Origin of the sequence: Sphingobium sp. BS19 (assembly GCF_027925545.1) — a bacterium.
Classification (GTDB): Bacteria; Pseudomonadota; Alphaproteobacteria; order Sphingomonadales; family Sphingomonadaceae; genus Sphingobium.
Map to the genome: position 1 here is coordinate 60,572 of NZ_BSEF01000017.1, position 17,476 is coordinate 78,047.

Below are 17,476 nucleotides of genomic sequence, written 5' to 3' on the forward strand. Positions count from 1 at the left end.
AGGCGATCATTTAATTCAGGCCGCAGCATTTCTTGTACTTGGCGCCTGACTCACAGGGGCATGGATCGTTACGCCCGGTCTTTTGGCGCTTGATGGTAACCGGTCGATCAGGGTCATTTTCAATCCGCCACTGGTGCAGCATTTCGACCCAGATCGGTATCAGGTCAGGTGCTTCCTTATCCCATCGGTCTTCCACAGTGAGAGAGAGCGTTTTCGTGCCATCGGCAAACGCGCGCAGCTCGCGGATGCCCTCGATCGCGGCGCGGCAACCGGCATCATCGTCTTCGAGGATGCGCTGCCATCCAGACGGCGCAAGATCCATCGCCTGCCCAAAGCCTTCGATCCACAACTCCCATAATGTCTCGTCCGACCGTGTGTCGATCTCCAGCACCGGTTCGAAGCTGCCCGGCTGGTCCAGGCAGGCCAGGATGACATGATAGTGGTGCATGACGAGATCGGTGAAATGTTGCAGACCGCCCATTTCGCTGAACTGCAGCATGCCCGTGCCGTCATCACCCGCCCAGATCTTCTTCAGCCATTGGCTGGGGGCAAGCAGATCGGGGCTGACGAGGATTCCGGTGAGGAAGCCGTCCAGTTGCGACAGCAGCATGCAATCCTCGCCCTGGTCAAACAGCAGCCGGTCGAGTTCGTCGAGATAGTCGGGTGGAATAGCCATGCCCTTCCATAGCCGCGCGCCGATCTCTCGTCATCGGCTCTGATCAGTCGCCCAGACAATCCAGGGAACGAAATGAAGGAGAGCGGGAAGGAACAGGAAGATTGTCCTTTTCTTGCATGAGGTGCCCATGACCTTGCCCCAACTTGCCTTGTCGCAGTCCCAGGATGCGCCCAGGCGCCTGTTCGCGGTCGCCCGTTCCCTTGCCCACCGCCTGCGCAATGGCGGCATGGTCAATCGCCAGTCGCTCAAGCGCATGATGACCCAGGCGTTCGGCGAGAACGACGCTGCTGGCGGCTGGTCGATGCGCGATGCCTATGATGCGCTCGAAACCGCGCAGGTGCTGTACCTCGCCGATCCGCAAAGCCCGCTTCTTGCAGGAACGCCTGCCGACATCTTCCAGCGACTGCGGCAGTTTGAACGGGCATTGCCCACCCAGACCTACCGCTCGGAAAAGCAGATCGACCTCCAGCAGTTCAGCACGCCCATCAGCCTCGCCTGGCTTGCTGCCATGGCAGCGCGCTGCCGCTCGGACGATATCCTGCTCGAACCCTCGGCCGGCACCGGCATGCTGGCAGTCCATGGCGCACGCGCAGGCGCGCGGCTGCTGCTCAATGAGCAGGATTCCGCACGCGCCGACCTGCTGTCCCGAAGCCTGGGCCAGATCGTGACGGGCCATGATGCCGAACATATACAGGATCTGCTGACCACCGAGCAGCTTCCCACGCTGGTGTTGATCAATCCACCCTTCAGCCGCAGTACGGGCCGCGGGATCGATCGCCATGCCGGTGCGCGCCATCTGCGCGGCGCATTGGCGTCCCTCGCACCTGGCGGGCGCTGCGTTGCTATCATGCCGGCGAGCTTTTTTCCCGAAGGCTCGGCAGCACCTGGCTACAATATAGTCGCAGAGCTTGTGCCGCCCCGCGTCGAAATCACCATATTGGGTCGCCCCTATGCCAAACATGGAACGGGGATCGATGTGCGACTATTGGTCTTCGACAAAGGATGGGTCGGCGAGCCGGAACGCCACGTCGCTGGCGACCTCGAAGCTGCACTGGCTCTTGTCCTCGCCATCCCAGATCGGCTCGATCTCCGGCAGCCGCCGCCTCTCGTTCCGCCACCAGCCGTTGCTCTGTTGCCCGCCCGACCCGTCATCAATATCCCGGCCAAAACTCTCTTTGCCCCTATGGGCGTCCATAGGCTCGCGCCGCCGTCTCGGGTCGCAGCGGTGGCAAATGATGCGCGGCCTGTCACCTACATGGTTCGGGAGGAGCCGCTTGCTCCCGGCGAGACCGTGGGCATTTATTCAGCCTGGCGGCCCGCCCGGATCGCTATTGATGGCGTTTCCAGCCATCCTGATGACCTTGTCGAATCCATCGCCATGGCCTCGGTGTTCCTGCCGGTGCCGCGCTATCGGCCCCTTCTTCAGACCCGGGCAGTTAGGGCGCTATCAGAGGCGCAGCTTGAAACCATCATTTATGCCGGTGAAGCGCATGCACGCGATCTTGTCGGCTGCTTTTCGGCCAACCTTGCCGGTGATCGCCTGATCGAGGACAGGGATGGCAAACTCTATCGGACCGGCTTTTTCATCGCCGATGGAACTGGTGTGGGCAAGGGGCGCGAGGCGGCGGGTATCATTCTTGATCAGTGGAACCGCGCCAATCGCCGCGCAATATGGATTTCCATGGCCGATCTTATCGAGGACGCCCGCCGCGACTGGACGGCGCTGGGCGGGCTTGCCATCGATATTCAGCCCATTTCAAACTTTCCGCTGGGCACGTCCATCACGATGGAAAGCGGCATCATCTTCCTGACCTATGCCGCCCTGCGCTCCGCGCGCCACGATACAGCCTCGCGCCTGCAACAGCTACTGGACTGGACCGGAGAGGATTTTGCCGGGGTGATCGTCTTCGACGAGTCTCACGCCATGGCGCACGCGGGCGGGACCGAGAATGATTTCGGAAAGGCGCAAGGCTCGGAACAGGGCCTGGCCGGCGTCCGGCTCCAAAATGCGCTTCCGCGTGCCCGCATTCTCTACATGTCTGCAACGGGCGCGGCCAGGCCAGACAATCTCTCCTATGCTGTTCGCCTGGGCCTCTGGGGACCAGGCACTGCATTTGCGACGCGCGACATGTTCATGAAGGCCATGGAAGAGGGTGGTATCGCCGCCCTTGAGGTCGTGTGCCGGGATCTCAAGGCCATGGGCCTCTACACGGCCCGGGCGTTGAGCTTTGCGGGCGTCGAATATGAGCCGTTGGAACATGCGCTGACGCCAGATCAGATTTCGATCTACGATGCTTATGCCGATAGCTGGAGCATTATTCATCGCGGATTGCGCGATGTGCTGGCCGAGATCGGCATAGTCGACAGGATATCGGGCAAGACCCAGAACGCCCGGGCGCGGGGATCAGCCCTCAGCGCCTTTGAATCCGCGAAATTGCGCTTCTTTTCCAGTCTCCTGGTCAGCATGAAAATGCCCTCGCTCATCAAGGCGATAGAGCAGGAACTGGCCTTGGATAATGCCGTGCTGGTACAACTCGCGAGCACGGGCGAGGCTATCATGGATCGGCGTCTCTCCGAACTCTCCGCGCAAGAACGAGCGATGATGGATATTCAGGTTTCGCCAAAGGAGACGTTGATTGACTATTTGAAGAATGGCTTTCCCGTGCGCCAGATGCGGGTTTTTCGGGCCGACGATGGCGCGATGCGCGCCGAACCGATGACCGATGCGCAAGGCCATCCGGTGCTTTGTCGGCAGGCGATAGCCGCACGTGACGAACTGATCGAGGAACTATGTGCGCTGCCCGGGATCCCGACCGCGCTCGATGCACTTATCGCGCATTTCGGAATCGACCGCGTTGCCGAGATTACGGGGCGCTCGCGACGCATCGTGACCGACACCACCGGTCGACAAAAAGTCGAGAGGCGTGGCGCGCGCGCCAATCTGTTCGAGGTTCAGGCGTTTCAGGATGGCCGCAAGTCCATCGCCGCCTTCTCCCTGGCCGGTAGCACGGGGCGATCCATGCATTCCGATCGGGGTTGTTCGAGCGCACATAAGCGCCGCACGCATTTTTTGCTGGAACTTGGCTTTCGCATCCTTTCGGCGGTGCAGGGCTTCGGTCGCAGCCATCGGACCAACCAGCTGACGCCACCCGTCTACCGCCCGCTTACCACCGATTGTCGCGGGGAGCGGCGTTTCCTCAGCACCATCATCCGCGGTCTGGAAGCGCTCGGCGCATTGACCAGGGGGCAGCGCCAGACGGGATCGCAGAATCTGTTCGACCCTTCCGACAACCTGGAATCGGACTATGCCCGCGATGCGCTCGTCCAATGGTTCCATCTTCTCTATGAAGGCAAGCTTCGCAGCGTCTCGCTCGCCGACTTCCAGGACATGACGGGCCTTGAACTTTGCGACGAGGGCGGGGAACTGCTGGAACGCCTGCCGCCCATTCACCGCTGGCTCAACCGCATCTTGGCGCTGCGGATCGCGACCCAGAATAGCATCTTCGAGGAATTTTTGGGGCTGGTCGAGGACCGCGTCGAGGCCGCGCGCGCAGTCGGTACGCTTGACCTGGGCATCGAGACGATCCGCGCCGAGAAAGTGCAACTTTTGTCTGACCGGCTCCTGCGCACAGATCCTGTGACCGGTGCCGAGACGAGGCTTTTGCGGCTGAAACTGCACCGACGCTCGCCGGTTACCAGTTGGGCTGCGCTGCAACTCGTCTGCAAAGGCACCGACAATATCGCGTGGCTCCATAATGCCCGTTCCGGTCGGGTTGCACTGTGTATGCCGACTTGGCCGGGACAGGACGAAGAGGGCGAATGGATCGAACGTTGCTATCTCATTCGTCCGACCGGTCAGGCGCGCATGGTTGTCGCGGCCTTGAGCGGCAGCCACTGGCACCAGATCGATCGTGACGCATTCCAGGTCTTTTGGGAACAGGAAGTAGCCGAAGCGGTGAAGAATCTCATGGTCGAAACCATCACCATGGCCACCGGCCTGCTGCTGCCAGTATGGCATAAATTGCCCGAAGATGACGTGCGCGTGTGGCGGATCGATGATGGCGCGGGGAGTTCGATCCTGGGGCGCATCATCCATCCAGCCGCTCTCGAACGGATCGAACGAGAGTTTGGCCTCGATGGCACGACAGCTCTTGGTCCCGTCGAAATCATCGATGGTGCGCGTTCCGCCGGCGGAGTGTCTATTCCAGGTCTCGGTCCGGCAAGGCTTGCCCGGGTTCATGTCAACGACAGCCCGCGCCTCGAAATACGGGACTATCGGCCAGAGGATCGGACCTGGTTGAAGGCTTGTGGCGCATTCACGGAGGTCGTCGCTTTCAAGACCAGATTGTTTTTACCGCCCGAACGGGCAGGCGAGATACTCGCGCGGATCATTGCGGAACGTGGCTGACACAAGACGGGTCAGCACTTGGTGGCTATCGCTCCGCGTTTTAGAACTCAGAGCAGGCGAAGGGCGGATCATTGGACCCACACTTCGCCTGAGCGCCTTACTCCGCGGAAGCTTTCGTTGGCGTTTCATCCGCCACATGGTTTAACTTCAACGTCCGGCGTCGGGTCCCTTTCGCCTCCGCAGATGCAGATGCTTTGGGCTTTGTGGCTTTGGCCCCGGTTTTCGTTTTGCCAACCGACTTTACGGCTTTCACAGTCATCGGCGCAAGCGTCACTTCCTGCGAGGCGGGCGATGTCTTCGTGCCGGCGCGGGGGGACTTCCGGGAAGTTGATGTCTTCCTGGCTGGTTTTGCCGACGCCATTTCGGGCAGCACTGGCTCAGGCTTAGCCTCGACTGGAACGATATCCTGCTGAGCGTCAGGCTCGGCAGCCGCGGCCTTGACCCGCCCGCGCTTGGGCTTTTCGGGGCTGGAAGGTGCCGGCACCGCTTCGACAACCGGCGCCGCTTCGACGACCGGTGCTGCCTCTTCAACTGGCGATGCTTCCTCCACCGGTGCCGTAACCTGCGTTTTTGCGCCGACCCGGCGTCCAAGTCCGAGCTTTTGCGCGACGATGCGCCGCTGTTCCGAATAGGCGGGCGCGACCATGGGATAATCCATGGGAAGATTATAGCGCTCGCGATACTCGGCCGGTGTCAGACCATTCACCGCCAGATGCCGCTTGAGGGTTTTGTATGGTTTGCCATCAAGCATGCTGATGATGTGCTCGCGTGAGCCAAGGCTCTTGCGGATCGAGACCGCGGGAACATGATCGGGCGCTACTGGCGGGGTTTCCACCTGGGCCTTTCGTTCCAACGCGCCGCGTGTCGCTTCAATGATTCCGGCAATCTCGCCGGCCGGAACCTGATTGTTGGAGAAATAGGCGCTCAGTAACTGCACCGTCATTGCGGTGAAATCAGACTGCTCGGTATCGGCCACGAAGGAACTCCCGGTTGAGGAATGAAGGGAAGATGCCGGATATCACCGGATGAGGATTGCAGCAGCTAAACGGGAATATGCTGCATTTGCAAGCCGGGAATGAAGGGCGTTCATCCGCACCGCAAAAGGAGAGGGGGAAGATCAAAGGGGGAGAACGACCGGTATCTTGTATCAAGGAAAGGCGTGCCATGTCCGACCGCGTATCCGCACATATCATGATCGGCGGAATAATTCCCCGCTCGCAATATCCCGATTTCGTCCAGGCGATCACCCACGATAATCCTGCTGTCGATTGGGACGGCACACCATTCGATCCCACATATCTTCCCGCAACCGACCCTCTCACGCTCATGGATCATGAAGTGGCCAATGGATGCTTCGAGAAAATCGAAGAAAGCTGCCGACGTCTTGGTCTCCATTATGTCCGATGGTCAGACGGATTTTGCGGAAGCTGCCCCTTTGTCCGCGTCATTTACCGGGGCCATGGCGAACCGCAAAACTTTGTCACGACGCAGGGTGACAAGAAGGTCTTTTCGATCGCGCGCATCCGGGAACTGGGAAGCATCGCGGCAATCGAAGCTGAATACAGACTGGCGCGTCTGAACCCGCCGCCGCTGGTGCTTGTCGATGAAGTGCCGAGCGATGAAGCAATGACAGAGACAATCCATGGCTGACCATTATGTTCAAGGATCCTTCGCGTTCACCTGCACGGCGCGTGAAAGCGCGCTGATCGAGGAGGCATGGCAGCACGCTTCCGATCTGCTGGCTGACCTTGCTCCAGGCGAACCGAGCGCCGAATTTCTCGCTGCGTTCATGCCGACCGATCTCGCCAATCCGTTCAACGGCCTGCTTGAGATTTTCGATGATCCCGACTTCCCGGACTTCGGTGCCGAGATCGAGATAGCGGGCGCAGCCCAGTGCATTGTCGCCATCTATGGCACGACCGACTTCCAGCCAGGTCCGATTGCTGAACTCATCCGGCGCTGTTACCAGGAGAGCTTGGAAGTAGCGCCTGTCGGGTTCGTCTGGTGCTATGGCTGTTCGCGCCCCCGCCGCGACAGCTTTGGTGGAGGATGGTGCGCGATATTCGCCGATCATGTCGAATTCGCCAGCACCCAGGAAGAACTGGCGCGACGGCTGGGCAAATCCGCCGCGACCTCAACGGCAGAAGCGTTCGATCCATGGATTGACGATCCCGAATATCCCTCGGCCGACTGGCAGGCCGAGGTCGCCAATGGCGATACGCGACTTGGCTATTGCGACTGGGTATTTGCGAGGACTGAAGCTGCTGGCAGCTAAAGTCCCATAACCGGAGCGCCGCTGGCGTAACGCGCCTCACTTCCCCCGATCTTCTTAAAGCAACAAGGATATCATGATGACCGACGCTAGCGCGCCGGGCGCGTCCGCGCGCCTCTATAGCCAAACCGAGTATGATGAACGCGGCAATTTTCATTATGAGGGCGATCTCTATCGCGCCGGTGAAGCGTTGCCATCGCTCGCGTCCCGGATCGAACGCCATCTGGCACAGCATTTTACCGGACCCGTCTTCGCGATCCGCACTGAGAAATTTTCCGGAGGGCGCAAAGTCATTGCGGAGATACTCGATTCCCCTGCCGACCTGACCGGCCGTGATGCGCAGAACGCCTTCATTGTCGAGGTGCGCGATCAGATGGAACGGTTCGGGTTCACGCGGACCAATCCGTTGCAGGATTTTTGGTCATGCAGTTTCTACTGCGAGGTCCGCATCGGCCAGGCCTATTGGTCGGCATTGGCAAAACGTCAGGGTATCCGCAATCCCGTCGACCCAGTGATATCATTGGCGGCGTTCAAGAAGCGCATCAAAGCCGGTGATCGGTTGAAGCTGATCGACGCGCCCGCCGGTCATCGACTTCTCGGGACGACCCGCGAAATCACGAAAGTGCGCTCCGGCGACCTTATCCTAGAAGGTCGTTCCTACCTGTCCTTTCCCCGGGCATCCTCCTTTGCCTGCGACGGCCGCCTGATCAGGATCGCCATCGGTTCGCAATATGGTCCCGACGATCATCTTCTCTACGAATGGCAAAAGGCTTCCTGAGTACGACCTCACTATCCGCTCAAACGCCGATCGGCCGCAAACAGCGCTTCAGAGGAAAATCCGTCGCCATCGGCCACCCGGCGCCGTTCATCTCACAATCAAGCGTGGAGGCCTGCGTGCACCAGCCGCATACCAAGGCCATGGCGGCGCTATTGCGCCGTAGCCAGCCGCGCTATGATCTCTATGCCGTCTTCGGTGACTGCATGGAGGCCATGGCGATCGCTATGGCCAACAGTGTCGATGTGCATCAACGCGAACCGCGTGAGGTTCGTTATCTGGATATCGTTAGGCGCTATCGGCCGGATGTCATCGATCTGTTTCCGCAAATATTGGGCGAACTGGTGCAGGCGCTCGAGGCTGGGCCTGGCGACGTGCCGGGCGCCCTGTTTCACGACCTCGAACTTCGCAGCAAGGCGCGTGGGCAATATTTCACACCCTATACGCTCAGTCGCTTTATGGCGCAGGCGGTTGTTGGCGATCCTGAAAATGTGAAAGAGATTATTGCCCAGCATGGCTTCGTGACCGCCATGGAACCAGCATGCGGCGCGGGATCGATGGTAATCGCGCTGGCCGAGGCTATGGGCGATATCGGCCATAACTATCAGCGTCACCTGCACGTGACGGCGATCGATATCGATCCGCGTGCGATCCACATGGCCTATGTCCAACTTTCTCTGCTTCATATCCCGGCACATCTTATGGTCGGCAACGCCCTGTCTGGTGAAATATGTGACCATTGGTTTACACCGGCCCATATTCTGGGTGGATGGGATGCCCGGCTCGCCGTTCGTCGATGTCACGAGCCCCTGGCCGCGACGGCGCCACATGTTACCAAGAAGCCAGGTCCGCCCACACCAGCGCGAGACGCGGTTCCGCCATTGCGCGAAGCAAGGGCATCGCAGCGATCCATGCCCCGACAGTTGAGCCTCTTTTGATCTCCCACATCTCACATCATAGGAGAGTGGCATGTCCCGACATGTCCATATCGACGCCCTGGGCCGGATACCGTCTGGTACAACAATCATTACCCTGGCCATCTGCGGACCGCGCGGCGGCATGCGTGCGGTCGAGGATATTTCGATTGATGAGGCCGAGAAGATGATGGCGCAGCTTCAGGCCGTCGTTGCTGCCGCCAAAGCCGAGACCGTCATCGACCCGGTGGATTGCTTCATGCAAGATGTCATCGACCGGCTCGGCGATCCGGCTCTCGCGCTCGATCCTTCGTTTCGTTCATGGTGTGCCGGAAATCATGGCCTGCTCAGTCCCCGACAGGCCGCTGAACGCTGGTGCTGCTGGCGCGTCGCCTGAGAGATCATTGCGGTCGGGATCATAGCTGGTTTGCCGGGCCTGCGTGAGAGGTCAATACAGGATGAGGCCCGTTCCTGGAATGAGCTGATCCAGAAAATCAAAATCGCGCCGGTTTCCGGTCAGCAGATCACATCCAGTCGCGGCAGCCTGTAAAAACAGCAGGGCGTCGTTCAGCAGGGCGATCGAATGCGGTTGACCGGAAAACCTTGTCACCATTCCTGCCAACATGCCGGCCTCTCCGAACACGCGCGAAGACGGCGCGCTCAGGCGATGCTCAGGGATATCGTCGATCGTCCGTCCCAGCGTCTTGAGAACCGAAGCCGTGCGTTTGTCGGCAGGATCGAGCGCGCCCATCAGGTGGGTCATCTCGGCAAGCGCGACGCGGGAATGATTGACGATCCTGTTCTCCAGCAAGGAGTCTACTTCAACTAGTGTCTTGCCCTGAAGCACATCAATATAGACGCAGGTGTCGAGCAGAAGCTCGCGGCCTATGACAGCTGCTCTGTGAGCGAGCGGCAATTCAGTTTCGGGGCGTCGCGACAGCCTGGCAGCAGATCGCTGCGGCCTGATCCTGCGCAACGAGGCCTTGCGATCAAATCCCAAGCGCAATATCCGCCGGGATCGCACCCTTCCGGCTCACAAGCCTGGCTCCAAAATCATCCTCAAGCGCCACCTTGGCGAGGGCATATTCGACGAGATCGGTGGTCGAGGCGATGCCGCTGCGCATCTTGGCGCGATCGATGAGTTCACGCGGCACGCGCGCGCCGACCGCACTGTTCGTGCCCGACAGCAAGCCCGCCGCCTTCGCAGCGGCCACGACCGCTCCATGTCGCTGGGACAGATGATCTTCGTGCTTCGCCGTCATCACAGACTCCTTTCGTTCAACATATACACTATTTTGTAAAACGCGCAAACGGCCGTCATCACTGCTGCCGTCGGTCGAGGTCTTGCGAAACCGCGATCGCATGACCCGAAAAAGGGGAGGTGAGGGGTGGGGATGTGACAGGGGCCGAGAAGCGCCTGTCGCTCTATATCTCAAGGAGACGATTTCCATGGCGACTCTTGCCCCCATGACCGACAGCCCCCGGCTCAAGGCTCCCTATCGGATCGATGTCTCGCGCGGACATATGAGCAGCCGCGTATCCTCCGAGTGGTTCTCACGCCCCGACGACGAGAAATATCTCTCGCTAACCAGCCTTTATGACGCCGTGCGCACTCGCGCGGACCGTGCGACCACGCGCATCGTCGAAAGCCGGTCGATCCGGGTCGAGGCAAAAAGCGACAATCCAGAGCGGCTGATGCTCATGGCGCCGGGCGATGATCGTCCGCTTGTGCCGACCAACTGGTCCTTCGGCCAGGTGGCAAGTCTCGTCGGTGCTCCGGCCTCCTATCTGCGCCAGTTGCCAGCCGCGCTTGCCGGCATCAATCTCCAGCATGGGCTGATCAACCACCGGGGCGAGCAGGTCAAACTGCTCCAGACCGAGAATGGCCGCCCCGAATTGCGAGCGGCTACCGGATCGGAATATGGCAGGATCTTCGACTGGGAACTGGTGCAGGCGGTGATGGCCTTTGCCGGCGATGGCGTCGGGGACACAAGGTGGAAGGTGCCCGGAACCATCGACTGGGGCAGCATGACCTATAACCCTCATGTCGATATCACCAGGGAGACGACCACACTTTACGCATCGGACCGAGACATTTTCCTGTTCCTCGTGGACGATACGCACCCCATTGAGGCGGGCAAGCTGCCTAACGGCGATCCCGACCTCTATTTTCGCGGTTTCTACGCCTGGAACAGCGAGGTTGGCTCGAAGACCCTCGGGATCGCGACCTTTTACCTACGCGGCGTATGCGCCAACCGCTGTCTGTGGGGTGTCGAGAATTTCGAGGAGGTCAACATCCGCCACTCGAAATTCGCCGCCGCCCGTTTTGCGCATCAGGCCGCGCCGGCGCTTGAGCATTTCGCAAACTCATCACCCTCGCATTTCATCTCCGGCATCAAGGCCGCCCGCGAGCGGATCGTCGCGCGCAAGGAGGAGGACCGCGAACCCTTCCTGCGCAAGCGCGGCTTTTCAAAAGCCGAGACGGCGAAAATCATCCAGACCGTGCTCGCCGAGGAAGGCCGTCCGCCTGAATCCATCTATGATTTTGTCCAGGGTATAACAGCGCTGGCCCGGTCGAAGCCGCATCAAGACAGCCGCCTCGACCTGGAAAACAAGGCCAGAAAGCTGCTCGAACAGGCGATCTGACGCCCGGCGATACCACTCCCATTCCTGCTTCACCTACTCACGGCCATCCCGGACACGCACCGGGATGGTCATCGTCATGAAAGGATGCCGCCATGCGCGCCCATTCGTCCCATTCCCTGCCACAATTTATCGTCGACATCGCCTTCTTCAGCGGCGGCGAGCAATATGCCACCGAGACCTACGTCGTTCCCGCATCCACCTGGTTCGCTGCGGAGCAACAGGCGCTGCAGATGTCCGTGAACAGCGTCTATGACGATGCGCGCATTCCCGACCTCAGCCGAACCGCTACCGTCCGCGCCGTCTGATCTCTACGCGCGATCTTTTCCAATCGGGCGCTTGTGCTGCGGAAATTAGCGGTATGAGCGCCGATCCGGCTGCTTTCGATCCCGCCTGGGTTGCTTACTGAACAGCCCACGGCTCCCGTCAACGCAGGCGCAAGTCCTCGCATCGGTATGCGCGGGCTATCCGGAGCGGCCCTGAGACCACGTCTGCGCCCTGTTCTCCGCCAAGGGTCTGAGCGCCGCCTTCTGTCCGCGCGTGCCGCGAGACCGTAGCCGAGCCCTACGTCGGTCGGGATCGTGTACGCCTCGCCACCTCACCCAGGAAACATGTTGATGACCCGCTACACGCTCTCCCATCTCGAAACCGCCGCGTGCTTGTGGGAGGCCGTCATCGAGCTTCGCGACCACCCGGCGGTCGCGCCCCATGCCGTCGATCTGGCACTCGCTCTGGGCAAAAGTGTCGATGCGCTGGGGACCGCGGCGCTGCGCCTTGTCGTGGTAGGCTGGGTCGATGCAGTGGAGGCCGCATGGCGCGCGGTCGAAGGCGAATATCCGTTGTCGTTCGACTGGGATTTCGTGCCCCGCTGGATTGCCGACGCGATCGACTGGTCGGATCCTCGCCATCCGGTTATCCGCAGAAAGGCACCCGGCCCCACTGCCCCAGTGACTTCGACTCCGCCCATAGGAGGTGACCCGGCTTCCAACCGCGAGGACCATCTCGCGCTTCTCGCGCGTGCGCGCACTGCCCTGGTAGCGCCCGATACTCTGGATCCACCGGCGCATTACGCCCTGATCAATGCTATCCGCGCCAGCGAAGACGCGATCGCCGCTTGCCCATTTCCATGGCCGATAGAGGTCCACACGGCAGTGATTGAACATCGGCATGGAATGAACATCCACGTCGCGGCCGATGAGATGGCTCTCGACGCGGAAATCGCCGCTTATTGCCGCGAATATTGGAGCGAGATCGACGATGCCCGCAATCCGAATGATCTGTCAAACACACAAGCAATATCAATCTATTTCGAATGTCATCTGTCGGAAAGCTGCACGAAGGATCGCGTGCGCCTTGCCCCAGTCGGACACCCATATCCCCTTGCTGCCGGATCGATCGAGCAAGGCCGCTATTGTGTACTGTCGACCGCACATCTGACGGTCCATACCGCCTCATGCCTCGATAAATGGGCGTCCTGGCCGCCCAGCGATCGACCGATCGACATCGCAGCTTCCGTCTATGGCTGGTTCGTGCCAACGCGCGCCATGGATGACGACCGCCGGGGGCAATTGCCGCAGGACCTGCTGCGGCTCATCGCCTTCGCGCGCACGCGCGGCTTTCAGTTCCTGCTCTTCGACTGTGACGGCAGTGACGTCGACGGACTGCCGCTCCACCATTGGTAGGGAGGTTTCCAATTTGGTCGCCCCGGCTTCCCCGCGACTATCCGAATTTCCCCGCGACCTGATTCCAGAAGCCGATCTTGCGTCCATGCACCTTGCGAAGATCGGCCAGCCAGTCCTCATGCGACACGATGTCGGTGTCGCCTGCGATACGGTCGGACAGGGCGGCCGCCGCCGCGAAGTCCCGCGCGGCATAGGGGTAATATTTCGAGCTTGCCCGGTCGAGGACGCCTGCGACCAGCCGCCTATAGAGCAGGGTCGCCCCGCCCGGATCGGCCTGCGCCAATGCCTCAGCGGCGGGACGCAGAACGTCATAAGCCCGGGCTTCAAGCTCTTCGAGCCTTTTCCTTGCCAGTCTGCCGGCGCGTTTGAGATCGGGCCAGGCAACCAGGAACGCCAGCGCCGATGTCGCCCGATCATATGCCATGGCCTGATCGAGGGCTTGCCTCTCCGCAGCGACATCCTCGAAATCGGGCAAAGCCCTGAGCCAGTCGCGCAGTACCTGCCCGTCGAGCCAGCGGTCGAAGATCGCCTTGCGCTGCGCCTGTACATCGTCCCTGCGGCCCAGTGCCTCAAAGGCCCGTAATTTGAGTTCGGCAAGCTCGCGCTCGTTATGGCTGCGCTCAACCGGCGCGTCGATCCAGTCGAGGGCTTCGACCGCACGGCCATGTGCGATCAATCGGGCGGCCACCTGCGCATTGAGCAGGGGATTGCGACGATCGGGATCGACCGTTGCAATATAGGCGTCCACATCGCCGTCGAGATCGGCGAGTTTGGGTAGCAGCCAGCCGACCTTATAGTCGAACTGTCGCCGGTCATCTCCTGTCTTGGCCGCCTGCCGCTCAAGCAGCATCCCGCGCAAAGCTGCGCGGCCCCTCTGTCCCAAGGCTGGAGAAGCCGCATCCGGCAGGTTGTCGAAGACACCGTAGCCATCACCCTCGATCAGCGTCAAAATATCCCCGGCGAGCAGTTCGACATTGGGCGCATCCGCCTGGCACCATAGCCCGCCCAGATCCTCGCCGCCCTGGCGGAATATCTCGCCGAGCGAACCGCTGCTGTCGTCGGATCTTTCGAACACCGGCTCGGCAAGGCTCAGGAACAGCCGCATGCTCTCGACCGCCTGGCTCAGCGAGTGTCCGGCTAGCGGCCCCATGATCGTTTCGCGTAACTGATCCAGCTCGCGCGCGAGTGCAGGCGCCTTGTCCCATTCGACGAAACCTCTCGAACGCCGGATGGTCTTCAGTCGCTTGTCGATCTCGTGCGCCAGCGCGCCGCTATCGTCCTTGGCCGCCAGCTCCATGCGGACGGCGCGGGCGAAGACGGCGTCACGCTCGGCCTGGGCGAGAACAAGCCGGGCAAGGCGAGCGGGTCCCAGCGCCTCGAGCGCTTCGGACGTCATCTTGCCCGAACCGCGACTGCCCTTTCCGGAGGCCGCCATCAGCCGTCCTGCCCTGATACCGACCCTGCCGTTCCCTGGATCAGGGCAAGCAGCATGGCGTGCAGTGCCTCCTCGGCCCGTTCGCGCCGTGCCGGATCGGTGGCGGCGATATCCCGGCGCATCCAGTCCGGCAGGCGCCGGAGCAAGGCGGTCAGTTGCGAATCCATATCCTTGGGCATTCCTCGTTCTTCGCAGCCGGGGACCGCTGCCGCAACAGCGGGTTGCACATCGGCCTCAACGGGCACCATGCCCTTTGACGACAAATGGAGGGGAGGAAGAGGGGAAGGGATGATGGGTTCCAGTCCGGAACCAGGGAGACCGTCATGCCCCTTCCCGCAACGATCCGTAGCGCCGTCAGCCCGGACGCGATCCGCCTCGCTTCACGCCTTTTTTCAGGCGACAGCCGGGACTGCCTTCATGAGATGTTCCAGAATGCCAGACGCGCCGGCGCCACCTGCATCGCGGTCGATCTGACCGAACAGGACGGCCGATCCCTTCTGCACATCCGCGATGATGGCTGCGGCATCGACGATCCAGCAGCCCTGCTGATGTTGGGACATTCAGGCTGGGGCGCCGACATCGCGCGCAGCGAAGACCCGGCCGGCATGGGCATGTTCAGCCTTGCCGGCCGCACGATCGAAATCCAGTCCTTCTCCCCCTCTGCCGCCACGGCCTGGAAAGTCCAGATCCCCGCGCACGCATGGGACAGCGGCGTGCCGGTTGCCATCGACCCGGCCATGATCGGTTGGGGCACGCTGATCTCGATCGAACTGCCGCCCGACTGGAAGCAAGGCTTGTCTGCGGTCGTCGCCGATGCAGCCAGTCACTATCCCTTACCGGTAACATTGAACGGGGCGCTGCTGCCCCGCGAAGACTTCCTCAAGGACGCCATGTTTGTCGAGAACGCCTGCGGCTGCCGTATCGGTGTCTATGACCGGGATCCTGATTGGCCAGGCGACCAACGCATCAATTTCCACGGGCACCGCGTCAAATGCGCCTTGCCTACGGTTCAGGAAGAAATGGATAGTGGCCGTCTCTGGACGGTCCGGATCGACATTATCAATGCCCCGGAAATTCATCTGGTGCTGCCGGCACGCAAGGAGGTGATCGACAACGCAGCATTGAAGGCCCTTCGCGACGCTGCCGAGCAGATCCTGTACCAGGCCATCGCGACCCGGCCGGACCATCGGCTGCCCTCTTCCGCCTGGCAGCGGGCCTGCGAGCTGGGCGTCACGCTGCCGCAGGCGCGCTCAGGGCTGGCGATCTGGCGGCCGCAGACCGCCGACGACTGCCATGGGCGCAGCAGCCGCATGATCGCTCCTGAAGGCGCAATGCTGATCGTGCCCTCCCTGGAGCCCGATATTGCGCAGGCGCTTGCGCTGGCTCGGGGCAAACCGCCCATCGAGGATGTACAACTCGTCGAGGCGGAAGACGCGCTGCAAGGCTACGCCTGGTATGACACGCTCCCGGTCATCAGGGATATTTCCCTGCGCATCGACCGGGAAGGCGCCGTGCATCGCTATGACGAGGATATGTGTCTCTCCGCCGATTTCGCTTGTGGCCTGGTCGACCGGATCGTCATCGAGCTGACGGTTTGTGAAACCGGTCGCGAGGACGCGCCACATAGCGTCCATTCTATCGAAATCCCGGCGCTCGTCTGCCGCAATGGCAGTTGGGATATCGAGGAGGCCATCATCCTGGCCACGCGCGATGGTGGCATAACGCCGGACCGACTGAGCCGCATGATCTATGCGACGATCTTCTGTGCGGCTGATGATGGCGACTGCGACAGCTGGGATACCCAGTCGCGATCCTTCGAGCGCGAAGCGCGGCAGCACGCTACGCATATCCTCCTTGGGGAGGACGCTGCCACCCTCGAAGCCATCAACATGAGCGCGTGGGATAATCTGAGCTGGCTGATCCCGCTCGATCGCAAGATCGTCATTCACGCCGAGCGCGGTGCCATCACGGTCGATTTCCTGCCGAATTGAAATGGCCCCTGAATTTGTTCGCCGCGCCTGTCGCCCCTGTCCCAACCCAATCAAGGAGACCGGCCATGCGCCGCTTCCCCGTCTGCGCCTGTTCGACAGCGCATCTTCCCTGCGCTGAGCATGACGCCATCGACCGGCTGATCCAACTCGCGCCGCGAAGGCGCGGCCGGATGATCGTCGATCATCCGATCTTGACCATCGAGGCGCACCAATATGGCTTCTGGGTCCATCTTGGCTTCATGGATGACTGGCCCGAGCGCCCCGATGCGCTTTCACCCGAATTCTGGGCTTTGCTGGCAGACGCCCGCAAAGCCGGAGCAAACTGGCTCAGCTTCGACCGTGATGAACCGCCTTCCGATCGGTTCCCGGTCTTCGCAACCATGCAGAGGGAGGCAACGGGCGACGCTGGGGAATCGGTCAATGCCGCAACCCCTGCTGGGAGGATCACGATCCGCTGTTCTGCATGTGGCAGCGCCGAGGTGATGCGCGACGCCTGGGCGCGCTGGGACGATGATGCCCAGGACTGGGTGCTCGGCGCCGTGTTCGACGCCGCCTTTTGCGAGGCCTGTGAAAAGGACGCGACGCTGTCCGAGCAGCCGCTCGATGGATTGCAGCACACACATCCCTGATCGCCAGGCACTCCAAGGCATTGCCGCCTTAAGCCCGCCATTCCCTCGACC

General features: G+C 61.3%; 17 protein-coding genes. 11 read left to right on the top strand and 6 right to left on the bottom strand.

Going from position 1 to position 17,476, the window contains the following annotated elements:
• Positions 1-10 precede the first annotated feature (10 nt).
• Positions 11-676 carry a UPF0149 family protein gene (locus QMG56_RS17945; RefSeq protein ID WP_086486295.1) on the bottom strand — a complete coding sequence of 222 codons (666 nt, stop codon included), beginning with the start codon at positions 674-676 and terminating at the stop codon, positions 11-13.
• Positions 677-803: 127 nt separating this feature from the next.
• Between QMG56_RS17945 and QMG56_RS17950 the strand changes: the two genes are divergently transcribed.
• Positions 804-5,084 (top strand): strawberry notch-like NTP hydrolase domain-containing protein, encoded by a 4,281-nt coding sequence (locus QMG56_RS17950; protein WP_086486296.1) that lies wholly within the window; start codon positions 804-806, stop codon positions 5,082-5,084.
• A gap of 97 nt (positions 5,085-5,181) precedes the next feature.
• On the opposite strand, the gene QMG56_RS17955 is transcribed toward QMG56_RS17950, so the two are convergent.
• Positions 5,182-6,060 carry a MucR family transcriptional regulator gene (locus tag QMG56_RS17955; protein WP_281823801.1) on the bottom strand — a complete coding sequence of 293 codons (879 nt, stop codon included), beginning with the start codon at positions 6,058-6,060 and terminating at the stop codon, positions 5,182-5,184.
• Between the two features lie 188 nt (positions 6,061-6,248).
• Between QMG56_RS17955 and QMG56_RS17960 the strand changes: the two genes are divergently transcribed.
• The 5 genes from QMG56_RS17960 to QMG56_RS17980 all read left to right on the top strand — a co-directional run bounded on the left by QMG56_RS17960 (position 6,249) and on the right by QMG56_RS17980 (position 9,442).
• Entirely contained in the window at positions 6,249-6,734 is a 486-nt protein-coding gene (locus QMG56_RS17960) for a hypothetical protein (RefSeq protein WP_086486297.1), read from the top strand.
• Positions 6,727-7,359: a hypothetical protein gene (locus tag QMG56_RS17965; RefSeq protein WP_086486298.1), complete on the top strand. Its 633-nt coding sequence runs from the start codon at positions 6,727-6,729 to the stop codon at positions 7,357-7,359. The genes QMG56_RS17960 and QMG56_RS17965 overlap by 8 nt, the downstream gene beginning before the upstream one ends.
• 76 nt (positions 7,360-7,435) lie before the next feature.
• The gene (locus QMG56_RS17970) at positions 7,436-8,134 is read left to right on the top strand and encodes a hypothetical protein (RefSeq protein ID WP_086486443.1); all 699 of its coding nucleotides are present in this window, start codon (positions 7,436-7,438) and stop codon (positions 8,132-8,134) included.
• 116 nt (positions 8,135-8,250) lie between these two features.
• Positions 8,251-9,069, top strand: coding sequence for an N-6 DNA methylase (locus tag QMG56_RS17975; RefSeq protein WP_281823802.1), 819 nt, complete (start codon positions 8,251-8,253; stop codon positions 9,067-9,069).
• Positions 9,070-9,100: 31 nt separating this feature from the next.
• Positions 9,101-9,442 carry a hypothetical protein gene (locus QMG56_RS17980; protein ID WP_140159641.1) on the top strand — a complete coding sequence of 114 codons (342 nt, stop codon included), beginning with the start codon at positions 9,101-9,103 and terminating at the stop codon, positions 9,440-9,442.
• 51 nt (positions 9,443-9,493) lie between these two features.
• Here the strand turns inward: QMG56_RS17980 and QMG56_RS17985 are convergent, their stop codons facing one another.
• Both QMG56_RS17985 and QMG56_RS17990 read right to left on the bottom strand, forming a co-directional pair.
• Positions 9,494-10,045 (bottom strand): type II toxin-antitoxin system VapC family toxin, encoded by a 552-nt coding sequence (locus QMG56_RS17985; RefSeq protein WP_254908152.1) that lies wholly within the window; start codon positions 10,043-10,045, stop codon positions 9,494-9,496.
• Positions 10,035-10,307: a hypothetical protein gene (locus tag QMG56_RS17990; RefSeq protein WP_086486444.1), complete on the bottom strand. Its 273-nt coding sequence runs from the start codon at positions 10,305-10,307 to the stop codon at positions 10,035-10,037. The genes QMG56_RS17985 and QMG56_RS17990 overlap by 11 nt, the downstream gene beginning before the upstream one ends.
• A 187-nt stretch (positions 10,308-10,494) precedes the next feature.
• On the opposite strand from QMG56_RS17990, the gene QMG56_RS17995 reads away from it, so the two are divergent.
• From QMG56_RS17995 to QMG56_RS18005, 3 genes are all read left to right on the top strand, one after another.
• On the top strand, positions 10,495-11,691 hold the full coding sequence (locus tag QMG56_RS17995) for a DUF932 domain-containing protein (protein WP_176342165.1): 1,197 nt from the start codon (positions 10,495-10,497) through the stop codon (positions 11,689-11,691).
• Positions 11,692-11,783: 92 nt separating this feature from the next.
• Positions 11,784-11,996 (top strand): hypothetical protein, encoded by a 213-nt coding sequence (locus QMG56_RS18000; RefSeq protein ID WP_086486302.1) that lies wholly within the window; start codon positions 11,784-11,786, stop codon positions 11,994-11,996.
• Positions 11,997-12,305: 309 nt separating this feature from the next.
• Positions 12,306-13,370, top strand: coding sequence for a hypothetical protein (locus QMG56_RS18005; RefSeq protein ID WP_086486445.1), 1,065 nt, complete (start codon positions 12,306-12,308; stop codon positions 13,368-13,370).
• A 37-nt stretch (positions 13,371-13,407) separates the two neighbouring features.
• Here the strand turns inward: QMG56_RS18005 and QMG56_RS18010 are convergent, their stop codons facing one another.
• Together QMG56_RS18010 and QMG56_RS18015 are read right to left on the bottom strand one after the other, a co-directional pair.
• Positions 13,408-14,805 (bottom strand): DUF6880 family protein, encoded by a 1,398-nt coding sequence (locus QMG56_RS18010; protein WP_086486303.1) that lies wholly within the window; start codon positions 14,803-14,805, stop codon positions 13,408-13,410.
• Positions 14,805-14,984: a hypothetical protein gene (locus QMG56_RS18015; protein ID WP_086486446.1), complete on the bottom strand. Its 180-nt coding sequence runs from the start codon at positions 14,982-14,984 to the stop codon at positions 14,805-14,807. The genes QMG56_RS18010 and QMG56_RS18015 overlap by 1 nt, the downstream gene beginning before the upstream one ends.
• 144 nt (positions 14,985-15,128) lie before the next feature.
• Here QMG56_RS18015 and QMG56_RS18020 point away from each other — a divergent pair, with 144 nt between their 5' ends.
• Both QMG56_RS18020 and QMG56_RS18025 read left to right on the top strand, forming a co-directional pair.
• The gene (locus QMG56_RS18020) at positions 15,129-16,796 is read left to right on the top strand and encodes an ATP-binding protein (RefSeq protein ID WP_086486304.1); all 1,668 of its coding nucleotides are present in this window, start codon (positions 15,129-15,131) and stop codon (positions 16,794-16,796) included.
• 65 nt (positions 16,797-16,861) lie between these two features.
• A complete protein-coding gene (locus QMG56_RS18025) occupies positions 16,862-17,425 on the top strand; it encodes a hypothetical protein (protein ID WP_281823810.1) in 564 nt (187 codons plus the stop codon).
• Positions 17,426-17,476: the final 51 nt, after the last annotated feature.

Excerpts from the sequence above, each read along its gene's own strand:
- QMG56_RS17945 (WP_086486295.1), bottom strand. The coding sequence starts at position 676 with ATGGCTATTCCACCCGACTATCTCGACGAACTCGACCGGCTGCTGTTT.
- QMG56_RS17950 (WP_086486296.1), top strand. The coding sequence starts at position 804 with ATGACCTTGCCCCAACTTGCCTTGTCGCAGTCCCAGGATGCGCCCAGG.
- QMG56_RS17960 (WP_086486297.1), top strand. The coding sequence starts at position 6,249 with ATGTCCGACCGCGTATCCGCACATATCATGATCGGCGGAATAATTCCC.
- QMG56_RS17965 (WP_086486298.1), top strand. The coding sequence starts at position 6,727 with ATGGCTGACCATTATGTTCAAGGATCCTTCGCGTTCACCTGCACGGCG.
- QMG56_RS17970 (WP_086486443.1), top strand. The coding sequence starts at position 7,436 with ATGACCGACGCTAGCGCGCCGGGCGCGTCCGCGCGCCTCTATAGCCAA.
- QMG56_RS17980 (WP_140159641.1), top strand. The coding sequence starts at position 9,101 with ATGTCCCGACATGTCCATATCGACGCCCTGGGCCGGATACCGTCTGGT.
- QMG56_RS17990 (WP_086486444.1), bottom strand. The coding sequence starts at position 10,307 with ATGACGGCGAAGCACGAAGATCATCTGTCCCAGCGACATGGAGCGGTC.
- QMG56_RS17995 (WP_176342165.1), top strand. The coding sequence starts at position 10,495 with ATGGCGACTCTTGCCCCCATGACCGACAGCCCCCGGCTCAAGGCTCCC.
- QMG56_RS18000 (WP_086486302.1), top strand. The coding sequence starts at position 11,784 with ATGCGCGCCCATTCGTCCCATTCCCTGCCACAATTTATCGTCGACATC.
- QMG56_RS18005 (WP_086486445.1), top strand. The coding sequence starts at position 12,306 with ATGACCCGCTACACGCTCTCCCATCTCGAAACCGCCGCGTGCTTGTGG.
- QMG56_RS18010 (WP_086486303.1), bottom strand. The coding sequence starts at position 14,805 with ATGGCGGCCTCCGGAAAGGGCAGTCGCGGTTCGGGCAAGATGACGTCC.
- QMG56_RS18015 (WP_086486446.1), bottom strand. The coding sequence starts at position 14,984 with ATGCCCAAGGATATGGATTCGCAACTGACCGCCTTGCTCCGGCGCCTG.
- QMG56_RS18020 (WP_086486304.1), top strand. The coding sequence starts at position 15,129 with ATGCCCCTTCCCGCAACGATCCGTAGCGCCGTCAGCCCGGACGCGATC.
- QMG56_RS18025 (WP_281823810.1), top strand. The coding sequence starts at position 16,862 with ATGCGCCGCTTCCCCGTCTGCGCCTGTTCGACAGCGCATCTTCCCTGC.